This is a genomic window from Chitinilyticum litopenaei DSM 21440 (assembly GCF_000428145.1).
Lineage (GTDB): Bacteria > Pseudomonadota > Gammaproteobacteria > Burkholderiales > Chitinibacteraceae > Chitinilyticum > Chitinilyticum litopenaei.
In genome coordinates, this window is record NZ_ATZJ01000001.1 from 140,761 (window position 1) to 157,522 (window position 16,762).

General features: G+C 60.9%; 19 protein-coding genes and 1 other RNA gene. 9 read left to right on the forward strand and 11 right to left on the reverse strand.

Translation table 11 applies throughout. The features are described 5' to 3' along the window. Positions 1-94 precede the first annotated feature (94 nt). The 4 genes from C515_RS0100675 to C515_RS0100690 all read left to right on the forward strand — a co-directional run bounded on the left by C515_RS0100675 (position 95) and on the right by C515_RS0100690 (position 3,636). A complete protein-coding gene (locus C515_RS0100675) occupies positions 95-790 on the forward strand; it encodes a response regulator transcription factor (RefSeq protein ID WP_028453946.1) in 696 nt (231 codons plus the stop codon). Beyond that, a complete protein-coding gene (locus C515_RS18880; protein WP_051304479.1) occupies positions 790-2,070 on the forward strand; it encodes an ATP-binding protein in 1,281 nt (426 codons plus the stop codon). The genes C515_RS0100675 and C515_RS18880 overlap by 1 nt, the downstream gene beginning before the upstream one ends. Before the next feature lie 148 nt (positions 2,071-2,218). After that, positions 2,219-3,064 carry a MipA/OmpV family protein gene (locus C515_RS0100685; RefSeq protein WP_028453947.1) on the forward strand — a complete coding sequence of 282 codons (846 nt, stop codon included), beginning with the start codon at positions 2,219-2,221 and terminating at the stop codon, positions 3,062-3,064. Positions 3,065-3,072: 8 nt separating this feature from the next. After that, positions 3,073-3,636: a class I SAM-dependent methyltransferase gene (locus tag C515_RS0100690; RefSeq protein WP_144290280.1), complete on the forward strand. Its 564-nt coding sequence runs from the start codon at positions 3,073-3,075 to the stop codon at positions 3,634-3,636. A gap of 708 nt (positions 3,637-4,344) precedes the next feature. On the opposite strand, the gene queE is transcribed toward C515_RS0100690, so the two are convergent. The 11 genes from queE to C515_RS0100745 all read right to left on the reverse strand — a co-directional run bounded on the left by queE (position 4,345) and on the right by C515_RS0100745 (position 14,030). Next, positions 4,345-4,989: a 7-carboxy-7-deazaguanine synthase QueE gene (queE, locus tag C515_RS0100695; RefSeq protein WP_043647593.1), complete on the reverse strand. Its 645-nt coding sequence runs from the start codon at positions 4,987-4,989 to the stop codon at positions 4,345-4,347. 478 nt (positions 4,990-5,467) lie between these two features. Continuing rightward, a complete protein-coding gene (gene ybgF / locus C515_RS18885) occupies positions 5,468-6,193 on the reverse strand; it encodes a tol-pal system protein YbgF (protein WP_081686670.1) in 726 nt (241 codons plus the stop codon). A gap of 176 nt (positions 6,194-6,369) precedes the next feature. Next, positions 6,370-6,909 carry a peptidoglycan-associated lipoprotein Pal gene (gene pal / locus C515_RS0100705; protein WP_028453950.1) on the reverse strand — a complete coding sequence of 180 codons (540 nt, stop codon included), beginning with the start codon at positions 6,907-6,909 and terminating at the stop codon, positions 6,370-6,372. A 315-nt stretch (positions 6,910-7,224) separates the two neighbouring features. After that, positions 7,225-8,493 carry a Tol-Pal system beta propeller repeat protein TolB gene (gene tolB / locus C515_RS0100710; protein WP_028453951.1) on the reverse strand — a complete coding sequence of 423 codons (1,269 nt, stop codon included), beginning with the start codon at positions 8,491-8,493 and terminating at the stop codon, positions 7,225-7,227. 133 nt (positions 8,494-8,626) lie between these two features. Beyond that, positions 8,627-9,481: an energy transducer TonB gene (locus C515_RS23940; protein ID WP_158380755.1), complete on the reverse strand. Its 855-nt coding sequence runs from the start codon at positions 9,479-9,481 to the stop codon at positions 8,627-8,629. Positions 9,482-9,484: 3 nt separating this feature from the next. Then, positions 9,485-9,907: a protein TolR gene (gene tolR / locus C515_RS0100720; protein WP_028453953.1), complete on the reverse strand. Its 423-nt coding sequence runs from the start codon at positions 9,905-9,907 to the stop codon at positions 9,485-9,487. Between the two features lie 9 nt (positions 9,908-9,916). Next, on the reverse strand, positions 9,917-10,594 hold the full coding sequence (tolQ, locus tag C515_RS0100725) for a protein TolQ (RefSeq protein ID WP_028453954.1): 678 nt from the start codon (positions 10,592-10,594) through the stop codon (positions 9,917-9,919). A gap of 117 nt (positions 10,595-10,711) precedes the next feature. Beyond that, positions 10,712-11,755: a Holliday junction branch migration DNA helicase RuvB gene (ruvB, locus tag C515_RS0100730; RefSeq protein ID WP_028453955.1), complete on the reverse strand. Its 1,044-nt coding sequence runs from the start codon at positions 11,753-11,755 to the stop codon at positions 10,712-10,714. A gap of 47 nt (positions 11,756-11,802) precedes the next feature. After that, entirely contained in the window at positions 11,803-12,417 is a 615-nt protein-coding gene (locus tag C515_RS18890) for a phosphatase PAP2 family protein (RefSeq protein ID WP_144290283.1), read from the reverse strand. Between the two features lie 312 nt (positions 12,418-12,729). Next, entirely contained in the window at positions 12,730-13,326 is a 597-nt protein-coding gene (ruvA, locus tag C515_RS0100740; protein WP_028453956.1) for a Holliday junction branch migration protein RuvA, read from the reverse strand. A gap of 206 nt (positions 13,327-13,532) precedes the next feature. Then, positions 13,533-14,030, reverse strand: coding sequence for a peroxiredoxin family protein (locus C515_RS0100745; RefSeq protein WP_144290284.1), 498 nt, complete (start codon positions 14,028-14,030; stop codon positions 13,533-13,535). A 356-nt stretch (positions 14,031-14,386) separates the two neighbouring features. Here C515_RS0100745 and ylqF point away from each other — a divergent pair, with 356 nt between their 5' ends. The 5 genes from ylqF (at position 14,387) to C515_RS0100765 (ending at position 16,753) form a co-directional block, all read left to right on the forward strand. Further along, a complete protein-coding gene (gene ylqF / locus C515_RS18895) occupies positions 14,387-15,298 on the forward strand; it encodes a ribosome biogenesis GTPase YlqF (RefSeq protein WP_051304482.1) in 912 nt (303 codons plus the stop codon). A 91-nt stretch (positions 15,299-15,389) separates the two neighbouring features. Continuing rightward, the gene (locus C515_RS0100755; RefSeq protein WP_028453958.1) at positions 15,390-15,593 is read left to right on the forward strand and encodes a hypothetical protein; all 204 of its coding nucleotides are present in this window, start codon (positions 15,390-15,392) and stop codon (positions 15,591-15,593) included. Continuing rightward, a complete protein-coding gene (locus tag C515_RS0100760; protein WP_028453959.1) occupies positions 15,586-15,900 on the forward strand; it encodes a cell division protein ZapA in 315 nt (104 codons plus the stop codon). The genes C515_RS0100755 and C515_RS0100760 overlap by 8 nt, the downstream gene beginning before the upstream one ends. Positions 15,901-15,920: 20 nt before the next feature. Then, a non-coding RNA gene (ssrS, locus tag C515_RS22865) (6S RNA) lies at positions 15,921-16,100 on the forward strand. A gap of 47 nt (positions 16,101-16,147) precedes the next feature. Beyond that, a complete protein-coding gene (locus C515_RS0100765; RefSeq protein WP_028453960.1) occupies positions 16,148-16,753 on the forward strand; it encodes a 5-formyltetrahydrofolate cyclo-ligase in 606 nt (201 codons plus the stop codon). Positions 16,754-16,762 lie beyond the last annotated feature (9 nt).

Consider the following 16,762-nt stretch of genomic DNA (forward strand, 5'->3'; position numbering starts at 1 on the left):
TGTAAAAAGCCAGCCGGACCGGCCCGCGGCGCGGCTTGACGCGCTGCACGGCAAAGCCCACTCTGCCTGCCATTGGGCAAGGAGAAACGGCGCGATGAACCGCATTCTGATTGTTGAAGACGACCGCAAGCTGGCCGCGCTGACGGCCGAATTCCTGCTGCAGCATGCCTTTGCCGTCAGCACGCTGGCGCGCGGCGATGTGGTGCAGGGCTGGCTGGAGAAAAACCCGGTCGATCTGGTCATCCTTGACCTGATGCTGCCCGGACGCGACGGCTTTGACGTGTGCAAGCAGATCCGCCGCGACAGCGATGTGCCCATCCTGATGCTGACGGCGCGCGGCGACAGCATCGACCAGATCGTCGGCCTGGAAAACGGCGCCGATGATTATGTGGTGAAACCGGTCGAGCCACGCCTGCTGCTGGCGCGCATCAAGGCGCTGCTGCGCCGCAACCACAAGGAAAACCGCGAACAGCGCGACGTGATCGCGCTGGCGCAGCTGAACATCCAGCGCTCGACACGCAGCGCCAGTATCGGCGCAACAGCGCTGAACCTGACCTCCAGCGAATTCGAGCTGCTATGGCTGCTGTGCGAGCGTGCCGGCGAGGTGGTCAGCCGCGACGACATCCTGCTGCATCTGCGCGGCATCGATTTCGACGGTTTCGACCGCTCGGCCGATGTCACCATTTCCCGGCTGCGTCGCAAGCTGGGCGACGCCGCCTGCCCGGCACACCGCATCAAGACGGTGTGGAGCAAGGGTTATCTGCTGACCACGGCTGTGGAGCCCAACTGATGTGGCGCCTGTTTTTCCGGCAGTTTTTCCTGCTGCTCGCCTTTCTGATCGCACTGGTTTACGCCTGGGGAGAAGTATCCTCCGTGGTGCTCAATCCCTATTTCCAGAATCATGCGAATACGCTTTACAGCGGCCCGATGCAGACGCTGACGCGGCTGCTGGAGCCAGCCGGCATGGCAAACAGCGATGCGGAAGTGCGCAAGAACATGCTGCTGTTGCAGAACGAGTTCGGGGCATTTCCAATCCGGCTTTACCAGCTGGAAGAATTGCCCGCCGAGGCCCGGCCGGTGCTGCGTGCGGGCCAGGTCTGGTTCAATCCCGACAGCGAGCATTTTTACCGCCGCATCGGCCAGCGCGAGCTGGTGCTGAGCCTCGAGCCGCCGGACCCGCCGGACATGACGCTGATCAACATCCTCTTTGTGTTTTGCGTGCTTGCCACGCTGGCGCCGTGCTATCTGCTGGCGGTGGTGCGGCCCTTCTGGCGCGACCTGCAGAAATTGCGGCACGCCGCCGGCGAGCTGGGCGCGGGCCGGCTCGACACGCGGGTGGAACTCAAGCCCAAGTCCAGCCTGTATGCCCTTTCCAGCCGGCTCAACGAGATGGCCGAACGCATTGAAGCACTGATGCGTGGCCAGAACGAGCTGCTCAATGCCGTGGCGCATGAATTGCGCACGCCGCTGGCGCGCACGCGCTTCGCCGTCACGCTGCAGGCCGATGCCGACCCCGAGCGCCAGGCCAGCCTGCGCCAGAGCGCGCTGGACGATCTGGAGGAAATGGAAACACTGATCCGCGAGCTGCTTGGCTATGGCCGGCTGGACGCACGCAGCGGTCCGCCGCAACGCGAGCCGATTCCGGCAGCCATCTGGCTTGCCGAGCTGGCCCAGGGCTCGGCGCAGCCGCATCCGGTGGCGCTTGCGCTGTCCGCAGCGCCCGCAACGCTCGCCGCCGACCCGACGCTGCTGGAGCACGCGCTGGCCAATCTGCTGCGCAATGCCCAGCGCCATGCCCACAGCCGCATCACGCTGGGTTGCGAACGCGGCGCTGCGGAAACGCTGCTCTATGTCGAAGACGATGGCCCTGGCGTGCCGCCCGCCGAGCGCGAGCGCATCTTCGAGCCCTTCGTGCGGCTTGATGACAGCCGCAGCCGCGATACCGGCGGCATCGGCCTTGGCCTGGCCATCGTCAAGCGTATTGTCGAGCGCCATGGCGGCACGGTTCAGGCCGAGGATGCCCAGCTTGCCAGGCAGGGCGTGCGTTTCACGATCCGCCTGCCGGCCTGAACAGCCGTACCGGCGTCGTGTTTGTGCAACAGCCGGTTTTACAGATTTTCACAACTGCACACAGTTTTGCGATTCATGACATTGGTCTGACTCCTAAAGTCGGCAGCGTCGTCCCGCCACGGGATTCCGTCGCCCTCCAAGGAGCATCATGCGCACTACCCTGCTTAGCCCCCTTCTCCTGCTCGCCCTCAGCGGCCACGGCCTGGCCGCCGAAACATTGACCAGTACCGAGTGGTGGAAGGACACCATTCGTCTTGATGCGCTCGGCCAGCTGTGGGACGAGACCACCGATGGCAAGAACTGGCAGGTATCCACCGCCGTCGGGGCCGTGGTCGGCCCGAATTATTCCGGTGGCGGCAAGCTGGAATTCGGCCCGCTGGTCGATGTGACCGTGGTGCACAAAAGCGGCTTCACGCTGGGCAGCGGCCGCGGCATCGGCTACCTGCGCCAGCTGGACGACTGGGAGCTGTTTGCCAATATCTCGGCCAGCGGCAGCCGCGAGGAAAAAGACGGCAAGGATGGCGACAAGAATCGCCTGCAAGGCATGGGCAAGATCAGCAGCGGCGCGCAATTCGGCCTGTCGGTGGCCCACGAGTTCGGACCGGTGGGCATGGAGCTGGCCTGGACCACGGGTCTCGCGGAAAAAAACCGCGGCAACACGCTGATTCTGTCGGCCAGCCTGCCGGTGTACCAGAGCGAAATGCTGCAACTGTCGGTCAACGGCAATCTGGTAGGCGGCGACAGCAAGTACCTGCAGCGCTGGTACGGTGTGGATGCGCTGCAGTCGCAAAACAGCGGCCACCGCCAGTATCGTCCGGGCGCCGGCCTGCACGAAGGCAGCGTGGGTCTGGCGCTGGCCATGCCGGTGGGCAAGCAGCTGAACTGGATCACTGCCGTCAACTACACGCAATTGCTGGGTGACGCCGCCGACAGCCCGCTGGTCGAGAAAAAGGGTTCGGTCAGCGCCAGCAGCGGTCTGCAATACCAGTGGTGAATCCGGCCATGCAGCGCGACGAAATCATCGGCCGGCTGACGCCGGCGCCACGCCGCCAATCCGGCATGCTGCGCTGGCTGGCCGGCTGGCTGCACCGGTGGGAGCTGGCTGCCAGCTGTGCGGAAATGGTATCACTGCTGCAATGCCGGCCCGGCGCACGCATCCTGCTGCTGGGCGAATTGCAGGCAGAACTGGGGCATTTGCTGGCGCAGAAATGCGGCCAGCATGGCCGCATTTACCAGGGCAGCGCCAATCTGGCGCCGGATGAAGACCGCAGCTTTGACCTGATCGTCTGCTTCGGGGGCTGGCGCCAGCGCCAGGATCCGGCCTGGCTGATCCGCAGCCTGCAGCGCCGCCTGCGCCCCGGCGGCATGCTGGCCTGGGGCGACCGGCTGGCGCACCGGGGACCGGCCCCTTCGTGGCTGGCCGGCCTGCTGCCCTGGCTGGATGCGGGGTTTCGCCAGCCACCGCCGCGCATACCCGAACACGCCAGCCAGGCACGCTGGTACGCCATCGCCGGGCAGCGCGCCTATCTGGTTACACTGCCCGCCCCAGGCTCTGTTGATGTCTGATTGATTTTGAGCGACCGCAGAACCGTGAACCTGACAGTGTGTTGAAAAAGTCGGTTCTTTGGCCGACATCAAGCACCGGGCAAAGCCCGGCGCAAATCACCACCTGTAAAATCAAGAACTTATTTTTTGTTTTTCATACATTTTTTACGGCGAGGCCGTAAAAAACGGGCCACAGGCTGTTTTTCAACAGCCTGCTAACACCTGATTATGTCTTTTCTTCAGGAAGCAAGGTTTTCAGCGCCTGCGGCGCGATGTTTTGATGCCGGATGTGCCCGGCGGCACGTCAGGGGGCTCTATTGCACCCCACAAAGTCTGCGACTTTGCGGGGACCCCGCGCTTGCCAAGCCCTCCGACACCCCCAAGGCGCGCCCGGTGCCAGCAAGCCGGCATCGCGCGGCGCTAGGCGGCAAAGCCGCCAAGCTCTGCGGTGACAGCCGCCCCGCTCCGCGGGGTGCCTTGCGATGTGCCCCGCAGGAAATCCCCTTGGGGGACTCGTTTTTCCGGGGACGCGGGACAACTTGGGCTTCGCCCCCAGACACGTCCCGCGTCTGATCCTCCCCCTGCGGGGAAACCTGCGCTTCTCAGCGGTTTTCAGAGCAGAACCTACTAATCAACGGTTGTGTTGCTCAAGCTTCCTGAAAGAAAAACATAATCAGGAATTAACATAGGGTATACAGCCACAGCCCATCATTAAAAATGGCTACAGGCTTATACCCCCTGTCTTTCTCCCCAGAGGATTTTGTGCAGCTGCACCTGCATGCGCACCGGCAGGCGGTCAGCCAGCACCCAGGCGGCCAGCTCCTGCGGCGGCAGCGTTTCCCAGACCGGCGAAAACAGCACCGGTGCACGTTCGTAGAGTTTCTTCTCCAGAACCAGCGCGCGCGCCCATTCGTAATCAGCGCGATCAACCAGCACGAACTTGATCTCGTCATGCTCGTTGACCTCGTCGAGGTTGGCCCAGTGCATGTTCTGCATTTCCTGCGATCCCGGCGTTTTCACGTCGAGAATGCGCGACACGCGCGCATCGACACAGGCAATCGGCTCGCCGCCGCCGGTTTCGACGCTGACCGAGTAGCCGGCGTCGCACAAGCGCTTGAACAAGAGGTGCACGCCCTTCTGCACCAGCGGCTCACCGCCGGTAATACACACCGTCTTGCAGTCAAATGCGGCGATTTTCGCCATGATGTCGTCAAGATGCAGGGTTTCACCACCAGTGAATGCGTAGGCGCTGTCGCAATACGTACAGCGCATCGGACAACCGGTGAGGCGCACAAAGACGGTGGGCAGGCCCATGCGGCTGGTCTCGCCCTGCAGCGAGTGGAAAATTTCGGTAATGCGCAAGGTTTCACGCATGATGGTCTCCTTGCCGGAAAACAGTCCGGGGGATGAAAAACAAGGCTATGCCGCAAAGCCGTGCTGCGGCCTTCCATTCGTCATTCCGGTGAAGGCCGGAATCCAGTGACTTGAATTGATGCTGCAGTCTGGATAGCGGCTTGCGCCGGTATGACAAAGTGGCTCTTACACGGCCATGTGGCACAACCAACACGTGCAACACGTTTCTGAGACAAGCCAAAAACAAACCTGATTCTCAAGATTATCCGGCAAAAACTGACACCCATTCAGCACAGGGGAAAAACACCGCTACAGAAACAAGCCCGGAATGAGGGCTGAAAATCTGTCTGTGAATTGCTCTGTGACTCTGTGTCTCTGTGGTGGATCTGGAATTTGCTGACGAATCTTACTGATCAGGAAAATAAAACGGCGCCGGAACAGCAGTCCGGCGCCGCGACAAATTCTAGTCTTTTCAGTGGCTTGCGTCGAGGCTTGCCGCTCAGTTCACCGCCGTCAGCGCCTTTTTGGCGGTTTCGGCAGCCGGGGTCTGCGGGAATCGCTCAAGGATCTCGACCAGATATTTGCGCGAGGATTTCTTGTCGCCGGTCGCCGCCGCAACCGAAGCCAGGCCCAGCAGGGCATCCGGCGCATTGGCGGCTTCGGGATTATTGGCCACCGCGCCAAAGGCTGCGTTGGCCGCCTTGTAATTCTTGCTGCCGGCATAGCTCACACCCTGCCAGTACTGGGCGCTGCTGGCGAGCTTGCTGTCGGGAAAATCCGTGCGGAACTTGTCAAAGCTGGCGATGGCTTCCTTGTGCTTGCCGCCCTTGACCAGCGCCACGGCACTGTCGAACACCTGCTGCTCGCTCAGCACCGGCGCGCTCGGCGGCGGCGCCGTTTCCAGCGTGCGCACGCGGTTGTCGAGGTCGACATAGAGGTCTTTCTGCCGCTTGCCGGCTTCGTCCTGGTTGAACTGCAGCACTTCGATCTGCCCGCGCAGCTGGGCGATCTCTTCACGCTGCTGGTCGATCTGGCGCACCAGATCAAGCACGCGCTTGTTGCCGGCCTCCAGCATCTGCAGACGCTGCTGGTTGTCCTTTTGCAGTTGCTCGACCTTCTTGGTCAGGTCATTGACCTGCTGGCGGGCCACTTCATCATCGAACAAACCGGCATGCACGATGCCGGCAGCGCCCATCAGGCATACGGAAACAAGCAACTTACGCATGAGCACATCCTCGAACTCGGCAAGAAAACAGGCCTTCCCGGGCCTGTCAGACGGCAAGACAATACGGAAACGCCAGGCGCTGGGCAAGCACGGTTTTGCTTTTGCGCCCAGCAATGCGCACCGGGCTTTGCCCGGTGCCTGCTGTCAGTGGCTAAATCGGCGTCCGGAAGTCACTGTTATTTCGGCATTTCGCCCTGATAGACGATTTCCGCACGGCGGTTGCGGGCCCAGGCTTCTTCGGTATCGCCGATTTCAATCGGTTTTTCCTCGCCAAAGCTGACGGACTCGATCTGGCTGTCCGGCACGCCCAGCGCGTTCATCAGCTTGCGCACGGCGTCGGCACGCTTCTGGCCGAGCGCCAGATTGTATTCGGCGGTACCGCGGTTATCGGTATTGCCCTGCAGGATGACCTTGGCATCCTTGTTGGCAAGCAGGTACTTGGAATGCGCTTCGATCAGCTCGTTGTAGTTCTGGCTGACGACAAAGGAGTCGTAATCGAAGTAGACACGGCGGGTCGAAAGAATGTTGCTCGGGTCGGTCAGCGGGCTGTAGCTCTTGCCGGAAGTGCCGGAAACATCAACCGGCTTCACTTCCGTACCGCTGCCCTGGCTGGTGCTGGCATCCTTGCCAGCGTTGCCGTTGGCCACCGGTGCCGGAGTACTTGCGCAAGCGCTCAGCAGCGCGGCCAGAATCAGACTCAGTCCAATTTTTTTCATGTTGCACACTCCTCGTGGTTTGTCATTTGCTGCAAAAACAGAAAAAAGAGCCGCGAAATGGGGACAAGTTCCCGAAATTGCGGATCATGACACTTGCCAGCCCCTGAAGGAAATCCCTCTCGGCGCACAGCTGCACACCTGCTGAAGCACGGAGCAGCAGTGCAGGATGCGGCGGGATAGCCTGGCGACATGCCGCTTGTCCTGCTTTGCGCCCTCTCTTCCTGCTGCGGATCTGGCTGAAAAACTTGCCGATCGGTGTCGATCGGCGAAGGGCTGATCGGCTGAGGCTGATCGGCTAACACTTGCCCGCATGACTCAGGGCAGCATCGGGCCCCAGGCCGGCTGGCGCACATCACCATTTTGCGACTTCAGGCGCTGCTTGATGCGGCCATCGGCGGATACCACCGCCAGCGAACCGCGCGCGCCGGTTTCGTAGAGAATCATCTGGCTGTTCGGAGCAAAACTCGGCGAATCATCCAGCCCGGAATCGGTAAGCGTCATGCTCTGGCGCGTGGCGAGGTTCATGACAGCCACGCGATAGCCGCCGTCGCGGGTGATGTAGGTCATGCTCTGGCCATCGGGCGAGAACTTCGCGCCGGCATTGTATGGCGCATTGAAGGTCACGCGCTCGACATTGCTGCCATCGCGGTTCATGCGGTAAATCTGCGGGCTGCCGCCGCGATCCGAGGTGAAATAGATGCGGCCATCGGGACCAAAGGCAGGTTCGGTGTTGATTTCGCCACTGGTGGTCAGCCGGCGTGCTTCGCTGCCATCGGTATTGACCAGGTAAATGTGGCTGCCGCCATCCTTGGTGAGCACCACAGCCAGCTGACGGCCATCCCGCGACCAGGCCGGCGCCGAATTGCTGCCCTTGAAATTGGCCGCCTGCCAGCGCTTGCCGGTGACCAGTTCGTGCACGTAAACCACCGGTTTCTGCAGCTCGAAGGATACATAAGCCAGCTTGCCACCATCGGGCGACCATTTTGGCGACATGATGGGCAGCTTGGATGTCAGCACGCTTTGCGAACCATAGCCGTCGGCGTCGGCAATCTGCAGTTCATAACGGTTCGGCGCGGTTTTCAGCACATAGGCGATGCGCGAGGCGAAGGCGCCCTTCTTGCCGGTCAGCTTTTCATAAACCTGGTCGGCAATCTGATGCGCCATGCGGCGGGCAAGCCCGACCGAGCCGCGTTTCTCGATCACCAGGATTTCCTTTTTCGCGGCCAGATCAACCAGCGAGGCGCGAATCACCAGTTCGTTGCCATTGAGTTCGGTGCGCCCCACCAGCGCCGTCTGCGCACCACGCTGCAGCAGCAGGCCATGATTGATGTCGGCAGCGGCATAGGGCTGCGGCGCCAGATCAGCCGCAGCAATAACCTTGAAAAGTCCGGAGAGGTTCAGGTCATTGGCAATGACCGGACTGGTCGGTTGCTTCAGGCCCGCTTCGTTCTGGAAGGGCACGATGGCAATCGGCAATTGCTGACTGCCCACGCCAACCACTTCGACCGTCATGTCGGCACGCGCAAGGCCGCCGAGCAGCAGGCTGGTCAGCACAAAAGCGAATAACTGTTTCAAGCCACGCATGGATCACGTTCTCCTTGGCAGGTTGTTGGTCTGCAGCCTGCATCGCTTCTTGCCGCGAGCAGCGAAAAAATGCCTGAAAACCAGAAAATCAGCGAATTGGCATTGCTTGGGCAATGCCTTGGAGCAATACCGCTCAGTTTTTCGGGCGGAATTTCCACTCGATGCCATTGAATTCGCTGAATGACGCACCACCCGGCGGTTTCGGGAAGGGTGCACTGCGACGAATGGCGTCTTCGACAGCCTTGTCCCACTGCGCATCACCGCTGGCACGCAGCAGGCTGATGTCGCGAATCTCCCCGCTGGGGAAGAGCAGGATGCGGTAAACGACTTCCGGATTGGCCTTGTCATTGCTGTAGACAATCCGCGAACGGATCTGGTTGCCGATCTGGTCCGTGTAGCCCTTGCCGATGCCGCTGCCAGTACCCGTACCGGTATTGCCCTGCGCCTTTGGATTGGTGCCGGTTCCACCAGGTTTACCCCCTGGTTGTGCCTTGACGGTGCTGTCGCTCTTGGCCAGATTGTCGGTTGAGAGGATGCTGGCCAGATCGCCGTCGTCCTGCTTCGGTTTCGGTTTGGGCGACGGCTTCGCTGCCGGAGTCGGTTTGACCGGAACAGCCGTCGGCCTGGGCGTCGCCTTCACCGGAGTCGGCGTAGCGGTGGGCCTGGGTGTTGGAGTCGGGGTCGCGCTGGGTTTGGGCTTCGGTGTCGGCTTGACCTTCTCGCCGATGTCGGCCGGTTTTTCCTCGACCTTCGGTTCAGGCTTGATTTTCACCGGCTTGACGATTTCCGGCTCGATCACGCGTTCCGGGACCGGCGCCGGCGGTGGACCCCCCCACAACTCGACCTGCATGGGCTTGGGTTGCTGGGTTTTCCACTGCACGGAAAGCAGCAAGCCCAGCGCTAGCAAGACATGCATGGCCAGCGCCAGCGCCAGCGAGAGGCCCTTGCGTTCTTCACGATCAAGCAGGCCGTGACGGTGCATCTGCATTGCTTATCGGGCCTGAACCTGCAAGCCGATGCGTGCGATGTCGGCCTGCTTCAGAGCATCCATCACCTGCATCACCTGTTCGTAGCGTACGGCCTTGTTGGCGGAAATCACCACCGGGCGCGCGTTTTCACCACTGCCGGCCAGGTTTTTGACCGCGCTGACCAGCGCAGCCGCATCGGCGTGCGCTTCGGGAGTCTGTTCCTGCCTGTCGCGCAGCTGCAGGCCGCCGTTCTTGTCGATCAGCACATAGAGCGCCGGCTGCCTGCTTTCCGGGCTGGCGACCTTGCCCACGCTGGGCAGCTCGATCGTGCTTTGCTGCATCATCGGCGCGGCGACCATGAAGATCACCAGCAGCACCAGCATCACGTCGATATAGGGCACCACATTGATTTCGCTTTTCGCGCGACGGGGACGGCGGCTGCGCATGCTTGCTCCTTAGCGAACGCTCTGCCGTTGCAGGATGTTGCTGAATTCTTCGATGAAGGTGTCGAAACGGTTGGCCAGGCGATCAACGTCGGCGGCAAAGCGGTTGTACGCAACGACAGCCGGAATGGCGGCAAACAGGCCGATCGCGGTGGCCACCAGCGCTTCGGCGATGTGCGGTGCAACGGTCGCCAGCGTGGCGGCGCCGACATTACCGAGGCCCTTGAAGGCGTACATGATGCCCCAGACAGTGCCGAACAGGCCGATATAGGGCGAAACCGAACCCACGGAAGCCAGGAAGGAGGTGTGCTTGTCGAGGTGATCGAGCTCGCGCTGGCACGATGCGCGCATTGCACGGCGCGCGCCTTCCATCACGTCGGACAATTCCATGCCGGCCTTCTGGCGCAGCTTGAGGAATTCGGCGAAACCGGCCTCGAAGATGTTCTCCATGCCCACACCGTGTTCGCGGCGCACCTGCTCATAGAGCGCGGCCAGGTCCGAGCCGCCCCAGAAGCGCTCCTCGAACAGCTCGCTTTTCTTTTTCGCGCTGGCGATCGTGAAATGCTTGCTGAAAATATGCCACCAGGACAGGAAAGACAGCACAAGCAGGATCACCATCACGGCCTGGACGACAAAACTGGCCTGCAAAACCAGCGAAATGATGGACATGTCTTCGACAGGGGCGTTCATGACGCGTGTTTCTCCAGGAAAATCGGTTCAGGCTGCGGTGCAACAGTGCCCGGCATTGTCGCTGCTTTATGCGGCATTTGTCATTGTTTGGATGTCACAGCTTGTCAGCGCTTGCCCTCAGCGCGAAGCATCGGGCGCCGGCAGGCCGAAATGCTGATAGGCCGACAGCGTCGCCATGCGCCCGCGCGGCGTACGCTGCAGCAGACCCTGCTGGATCAGGTAAGGTTCCAGCACATCCTCGATGGTATCCGCCGCCTCGCCGATGGCGGCCGCGACATTGTCGAGCCCGACCGGCCCGCCGCCGAATTTCTCGATGACGGCCGACAGGAGCTTGCGGTCCATCACATCCAGGCCGGCATGGTCGACGTCGAGCATCTGCAGCGCGAGGTCCGCCACTTCGCGGGTGACCATCCCGTCATGCTTGACCTCGGCATAGTCGCGAACGCGGCGCAGCAGGCGGTTGGCGATGCGCGGCGTGCCGCGTGAGCGGCGCGCCACCTCATACGCCCCCTCGGTATCCATCTTTACACCCAATAAATCCGAGGATCGCACGACGATACGTGCCAATTCTTCTGCAGTGTAAAACTCCAGCCGCGCGACAATGCCGAAGCGGTCGCGTAGCGGATTTGTGAGCATTCCGGCGCGCGTGGTGGCGCCAACCAGCGTGAACGGTGGCAGATCAAGCTTGACCGAACGCGCCGCCGGCCCTTCGCCGATCATGATGTCGAGCTGGAAGTCTTCCAGTGCGGGGTAGAGGATTTCCTCGACGACGGGGCTCAGCCGGTGGATTTCGTCGATGAACAGCACGTCGTGCGGTTCGAGATTGGTGAGGATGGCGGCCAGATCGCCGGCGCGTTCCAGTACCGGGCCGGAAGTCTGCCGCAGGTTCACGCCCAGCTCGCGGGCGATGATGTGCGCCAGCGTGGTCTTGCCCAGGCCCGGCGGGCCGAATAGCAGCACGTGATCGAGCGCCTCGCCGCGCTTTTTCGCCGCTTCGATGAAGATTTCCAGCTGCCCGCGCGCTTTCAGCTGCCCGACATACTCGTCCAGCAGCTTGGGACGCAGTGCGCGTTCCAGTTGTTCTTCCTGCTGTGACAGCGTCTTGGCCGTCACCATGCGTTCGCTGGGCGGCAATGCGGAAAGGGAATCGGTTTCGATCATTGGCCGGACCGGGCGGAAAAAGAACGATCGTACACCATTTTCCGCCATCAGCCGCGCAGCGCGGCATGCTGTGCGGACACCCGGCGTCGATAGCAGTCATAAACGGCGCAACTCAATGCGGCTGCGAGCGCATAAGCCGCCAGCACATCACTGAAATAATGCACGCCAAGCACCAGCCGGCCCAAACCGGACAACAAAATCCAGCTGGCGGCCAGCACCAGCCAGCCAATACGCAGCCGGGGATAATGCCGCGTCAAGAGGCACGCCAGCAAAAAACCCAGCGTGAAGGCACTCATGCCGTGGCCACTGGGGAACGATGATCCCGATGCTGCCAGCAAGTGTTCCAGTTCCGGGCGAGGGCGGTTTACCAGCTGCTTGGTCACCCAGTTGCTGATGCCGCACAGCAGCATGCCAGCGAGCAAGGCTTGCGCTGCCGCACTGTCCTTTTTGCGGTAAAACCAGCTGGCAAACAGCGTGACCAGCAGCAGTGAACCCAGCGGGCTGCCAAGCACGGCCAGCAGCTGGCTGATGCTTACCAGCAGGCTATTGCCGCCATACAGTGCCATGCCGATCAGCGCATCAAGGCTGGCCAGCGCGGGATACCCCTGCAGCAGAAGCATGAAGAGGCCAAGAAAAACAGCACTGAGAACGGGTAGAGACATGGACAGGAGCGCCACAGGCAAATTGCGGAAGAGATCGTCAGCTTACTGTGGCTTCAGCAGCACTCGTGCAAACGGCTTCCGTGTTTTCTTTACAGATTAACGCTTCAGAAAAAGATAGGAACAGATAATAGAGGTGCCCAGCAGCTGTGGATAAGCCGGAATCAGCCATGAAAAACAGTGGCTTGCCTCAGGAGCAACATCCGGTAAAACGCGTGACGAGGCTGTGCAGGCAATGCCGGAAAAAATGCCGGAGGTGTTTTGTCTGCCGGTTATCCACACTCAAGCCGGTGCTTTGCCTGCCCTTGCTGTGGATTACCTGGCCAGCGCCTTCAAGGCCAGACGGATGCCGCTGCTGACATCGCAGTCGGCCGGCAGTGTTTTCAGCGCGCTGCTGGCTTCCTTTTCGTTGTATCCCAGTGCCAGCAAGGCCTGCAGCACATCGTCCCGCTCCTGCTCCTTGCTGTCTGGTTTGCCGGCGGCATCGAATAGCGGCCCGGCACTGACGAGTTTGCCCAGTTTTCCGCGCAACTCCAGCACCAGACGTTCAGCCGTTTTCTTGCCAATGCCGGGAATCTTCGCCAGCCGCACCACATCCTCGCTGGCCAGCGCCTGGGCAAATTCCTCGCTGTTCATGCCGGACAGGATGGCCAGAGCGATTTTCGGGCCGACCCCAGTGATCTTGATCAGCTCGCGAAAGGTGTCGCGCTCCTGGCGTGTGGCAAAACCATAAAGCTGGTGGGCGTCTTCGCGAATGGCCAGATGGGTGTACAGCGTGCATTGCTCGCCGGCATGCGGCAGCACATAGAAGGTGCTCATCGGCACATCGAGTTCATAGCCGGCACCATTGACGTCCAGCAGGACATGCGGCGGCTGCTTTTCGGCAATCAGGCCGGTGAGGCGACCAATCATGGCAAATTCCAGGGCGGGAAAGCCGGCAGTATAGCGATTGCCTGCCGCACCACGGAATGTGTACGGGCCGCTGGCGGCACCGGTTTTTCATCCTGCAAGCCGGCGATGTGTCGATTGACGCTGCCCTTTTTTAGTACATATGCAGGTATATGCCTGCAACCCTTTCTACAAATTGGCTGCAAGCCTATACCCAATAGCATGCATCACTAGATGCGTAGCGCCTTGCCGATGCGGTTTTCCAGTTCCTGCATGTCCGGTGTACCCACGTATTTCTGCAGGATCTTGCCTTCCTTGTCGATGAGGAAGGTGGTGGGAGTCAGGCTGACGCCGCCAAATGCTTCTGCTGCGGAGCCGCTGACATCGTGGCTGATCAGAAATGGCAGTTGCGCACGTGCCTGATAGGTGTCGATGAATTCGCGCTGATCGTAGCTCATGGCAATCGCCACGGTCTGGTAACCCTGTGCCGCGTATTTGTTCTGGATGCGCGTCAGGTCCGGCATTTCCGCCATGCAGCCACTGCAGCTGGTGGCCCAGAAATTGACCAGCACGACCTTGCCACGCAAGTCCTGCAAGGCCAGCTGGCGCTGGTCGAGCAGTGTCAGCTGCAAGGCGGGCGCAGGTGATTGCCGGTTCAGCAGCAACAAGGCAGCCATGCTGGCTGTGATGGCAAGCAGTGCCAGAACAAGAAACAGGCGCTGTTTCATGGGACGACTCCGTAACAAGGTGGGCAGTGTACTGCAGCTGCGGGCTTCAGATTGCCTGCGCCGATGAATGTTCCGCTTATCTACACAGTTGGATAAGAAAGGATAGGAACAGATAATAGAGGCGGAGCTGTCCTGTGGATAAGCCTGATTCGCCTTTTTTTTCATGCACTTGCGTACGAACAAGCTGTGGGGTTAAGTTGCCTTCTGCCTGTGGATAGTTTGGCAGTCGTTTTTCCTCTGCCGTCGTGCCGCCGGTTTTCCACATGCCCACCGGCATTTCTCCACAAGCCAAGTGATTGATTTGATTTGCAGTTTGTGAACAAGCTGTATAATCCGCCGTTTTGCAGGGGAGCTAGATGGCAATTCAATGGTTTCCCGGGCACATGCACGCGGCCCGGAAGAAAGTGGCGGAAACCCTGGCCAGGGTGGACATGGTCATCGAAGTGGTGGATGCCCGCCTGCCGCACTCCAGCTGCAATCCGATGATCAACAAGCTGCGCAGTTTCCGGCAGCGGCCGTCGCTGGTCATCATCAACAAGACCGATATGGCCGATCCGCAGCTCAACCAGGCCTGGCTGAACTGGTTTCGCCAGCAGCCGCAAACCAATGCCATGCTGCTGGGCGAGGAAAGTCGCGGTTCGGCAGGCAGCAGGATTGCCGAAATGTGCCGGCAGATTGTTCCCAACCGCACCGGGGCCGAAAAACCGATCCGGGCGCTGATCCTTGGCATTCCCAATGTGGGCAAGTCGACACTGATGAATGCGCTGATGAAGCGCCGCATCGCCAATGTCGCCGACACGCCGGGTGTTACCAAGAGCCAGCAGCGCGTCGAACTGGCCGATGGCACCATCCTGTACGACACGCCGGGCCTCTTGTGGCCCAAGCTGGAAAGCGAGCTGACCGGCTATCGGCTGGCACTGGGTGGCTCGATCGGCCGCAATGCCTACGACGAGGTCGACGTGGCCTGGTTTGCGCTGGAAACCCTGCGCGAGCGTTACCCCGATGTGCTGCTCCAGCGCTACAAGCTGAAAACGCTGGAAGGTGAAGTTGAAGACGTCTTCAACGCCATTGCCCGTCAGCGCGGCGCGGTCATGAGTGGCGGGCGCATCGATGAGCAGAAGGCTGCGGAAATCATCATCACCGATTTTCGCAGCGGCAATCTGGGTCGCCTGACTCTGGAACGTCCCGACGAATTCACCGGCCTGCCGACGATGAGCCAGAAGCTGGCCGATCTGGATGTCGAGCCGGCTGAGGACGAGGAAGACTGAACCTTGCCTGCCACAGCAGGGGATGGCGGCCGTCTGCCTGCCGGCAAAATGGCATACAATCCAGAACGGTCCACCCGAAACGGAAAGTCTCATGGAAGCTGAACTTGCCAGCCTGGAAGAAAAAGTGATCCAGCTTGTGCGGCTCACCAGTGGTCTGCGTACCGAAAACCGCACGCTGCGCCAGCAGGTGCTGGCCCTGCAGGAAGAGAACGCGCGGCTTGCCGACAAGGTCGAGGGCAGCAAACAGCGCGTTGCCGCCATCCTTGCCAAACTGCCGGAGCACAGCGATGAGTGAACAGACCATCAAGCAGCTGGATGTCAGCATCATGGGGCGCGAATTCCGTGTTGCCTGCCCGGCCAATGAGGAGCAAACCTTGCTGCAGGCTGTCCATCTTCTGGACCAGCGCATGCATGAGATTCGCAATGCTGGAAAGGTCATCGGCATCGAGAAAATCGCCATCATGGCGGCGCTCAACCTGACCCACGAATACCTGCATACACGTGTCGGTGACGGTTTTGACATCGGTACGATTCAGCGTAGAATCCGGGACATGAATTCAACGATTGATGCCGTACTGGGTGAACAGCAGCAGCTGTTCTGAGCGGCAGCGATCCACGGTTCGCTTTCCTGCGGTGTTCGAGACGGCTCATATTCTTAGAACCGATTCACATACCCCGGTTGCCAGCCATTTACTGCCTGTTGTGCGCATTCCTCTGTCGAATGCACCTGATGGCACAGGCCGGCGACCCCTTGAACCTGAGGGTTCAAGATGCGAGTCGAAACGGCACTCGCGGGAAAGCCCTTCCTTCCCTGCATCCCCTTCCGGCGCTTGGCGCTGAAAACACCCGATGCATAGCACATCCCCCAAGCATGAACTGCGCAAGCTGGCCCGCTCGCGGCGAGCGGCCATCTCGCCTAAACAGCGGCTGGATGCGGCGCTGGCACTGATTCGTCATGCGCGCTCAGGACGGATGCTGCGTCCGGGCCGCAAGATTGCCGCCTATGTGCCGCACGGCAGCGAATTTCCGGTCTGGCCCCTGGTTCTGAAAGCACTGCAGGCCGGCTGCCGGATTTATCTGCCGGTGGTGCCGGCCAGCGGACGCCGATTGGCATTCTGTCGTTTTGACCAACACACGGTCTGGCGCTCCGGCGCTTATGGCATTCCCGAACCGCATCATCCCGAAACCTGCGCTGCGCGCGACCTGGATCTGGTGCTGGTGCCGCTGCTGGCGTTTGATGCGCAGCTTTATCGCATGGGACAAGGCGGTGGCTATTACGACACGACCTTTGCCTTTCGCCGGCAGCGTCGCCACTGGCGCAAGCCGCGCCTTGTTGGCGTCGGCTTTGAATGCCAGCGTTTTGAGCACTTGCCGACCGATCACTGGGACATGCGACTCGACGCCATACTGACCGAAGCCGGTTGGCAATACCCGGATTCCCTCATCCGCCCTTGAAGACGGAAA

Excerpts from the sequence above, each read along its gene's own strand:
- C515_RS0100765 (WP_028453960.1), top strand. The coding sequence starts at position 16,148 with ATGCATAGCACATCCCCCAAGCATGAACTGCGCAAGCTGGCCCGCTCG.
- C515_RS0100690 (WP_144290280.1), top strand. The coding sequence starts at position 3,073 with ATGCAGCGCGACGAAATCATCGGCCGGCTGACGCCGGCGCCACGCCGC.
- C515_RS0100745 (WP_144290284.1), bottom strand. The coding sequence starts at position 14,030 with ATGAAACAGCGCCTGTTTCTTGTTCTGGCACTGCTTGCCATCACAGCC.
- tolR (WP_028453953.1), bottom strand. The coding sequence starts at position 9,907 with ATGCGCAGCCGCCGTCCCCGTCGCGCGAAAAGCGAAATCAATGTGGTG.
- C515_RS0100685 (WP_028453947.1), top strand. The coding sequence starts at position 2,219 with ATGCGCACTACCCTGCTTAGCCCCCTTCTCCTGCTCGCCCTCAGCGGC.
- ruvA (WP_028453956.1), bottom strand. The coding sequence starts at position 13,326 with ATGATTGGTCGCCTCACCGGCCTGATTGCCGAAAAGCAGCCGCCGCAT.
- C515_RS0100675 (WP_028453946.1), top strand. The coding sequence starts at position 95 with ATGAACCGCATTCTGATTGTTGAAGACGACCGCAAGCTGGCCGCGCTG.
- queE (WP_043647593.1), bottom strand. The coding sequence starts at position 4,989 with ATGCGTGAAACCTTGCGCATTACCGAAATTTTCCACTCGCTGCAGGGC.
- tolB (WP_028453951.1), bottom strand. The coding sequence starts at position 8,493 with ATGCGTGGCTTGAAACAGTTATTCGCTTTTGTGCTGACCAGCCTGCTG.
- ybgF (WP_081686670.1), bottom strand. The coding sequence starts at position 6,193 with ATGCGTAAGTTGCTTGTTTCCGTATGCCTGATGGGCGCTGCCGGCATC.
- ruvB (WP_028453955.1), bottom strand. The coding sequence starts at position 11,755 with ATGATCGAAACCGATTCCCTTTCCGCATTGCCGCCCAGCGAACGCATG.
- tolQ (WP_028453954.1), bottom strand. The coding sequence starts at position 10,594 with ATGAACGCCCCTGTCGAAGACATGTCCATCATTTCGCTGGTTTTGCAG.
- pal (WP_028453950.1), bottom strand. The coding sequence starts at position 6,909 with ATGAAAAAAATTGGACTGAGTCTGATTCTGGCCGCGCTGCTGAGCGCT.
- ylqF (WP_051304482.1), top strand. The coding sequence starts at position 14,387 with ATGGCAATTCAATGGTTTCCCGGGCACATGCACGCGGCCCGGAAGAAA.
- C515_RS18880 (WP_051304479.1), top strand. The coding sequence starts at position 790 with ATGTGGCGCCTGTTTTTCCGGCAGTTTTTCCTGCTGCTCGCCTTTCTG.
- C515_RS0100760 (WP_028453959.1), top strand. The coding sequence starts at position 15,586 with ATGAGTGAACAGACCATCAAGCAGCTGGATGTCAGCATCATGGGGCGC.
- C515_RS18890 (WP_144290283.1), bottom strand. The coding sequence starts at position 12,417 with ATGTCTCTACCCGTTCTCAGTGCTGTTTTTCTTGGCCTCTTCATGCTT.
- C515_RS0100755 (WP_028453958.1), top strand. The coding sequence starts at position 15,390 with ATGGAAGCTGAACTTGCCAGCCTGGAAGAAAAAGTGATCCAGCTTGTG.
- C515_RS23940 (WP_158380755.1), bottom strand. The coding sequence starts at position 9,481 with ATGCAGATGCACCGTCACGGCCTGCTTGATCGTGAAGAACGCAAGGGC.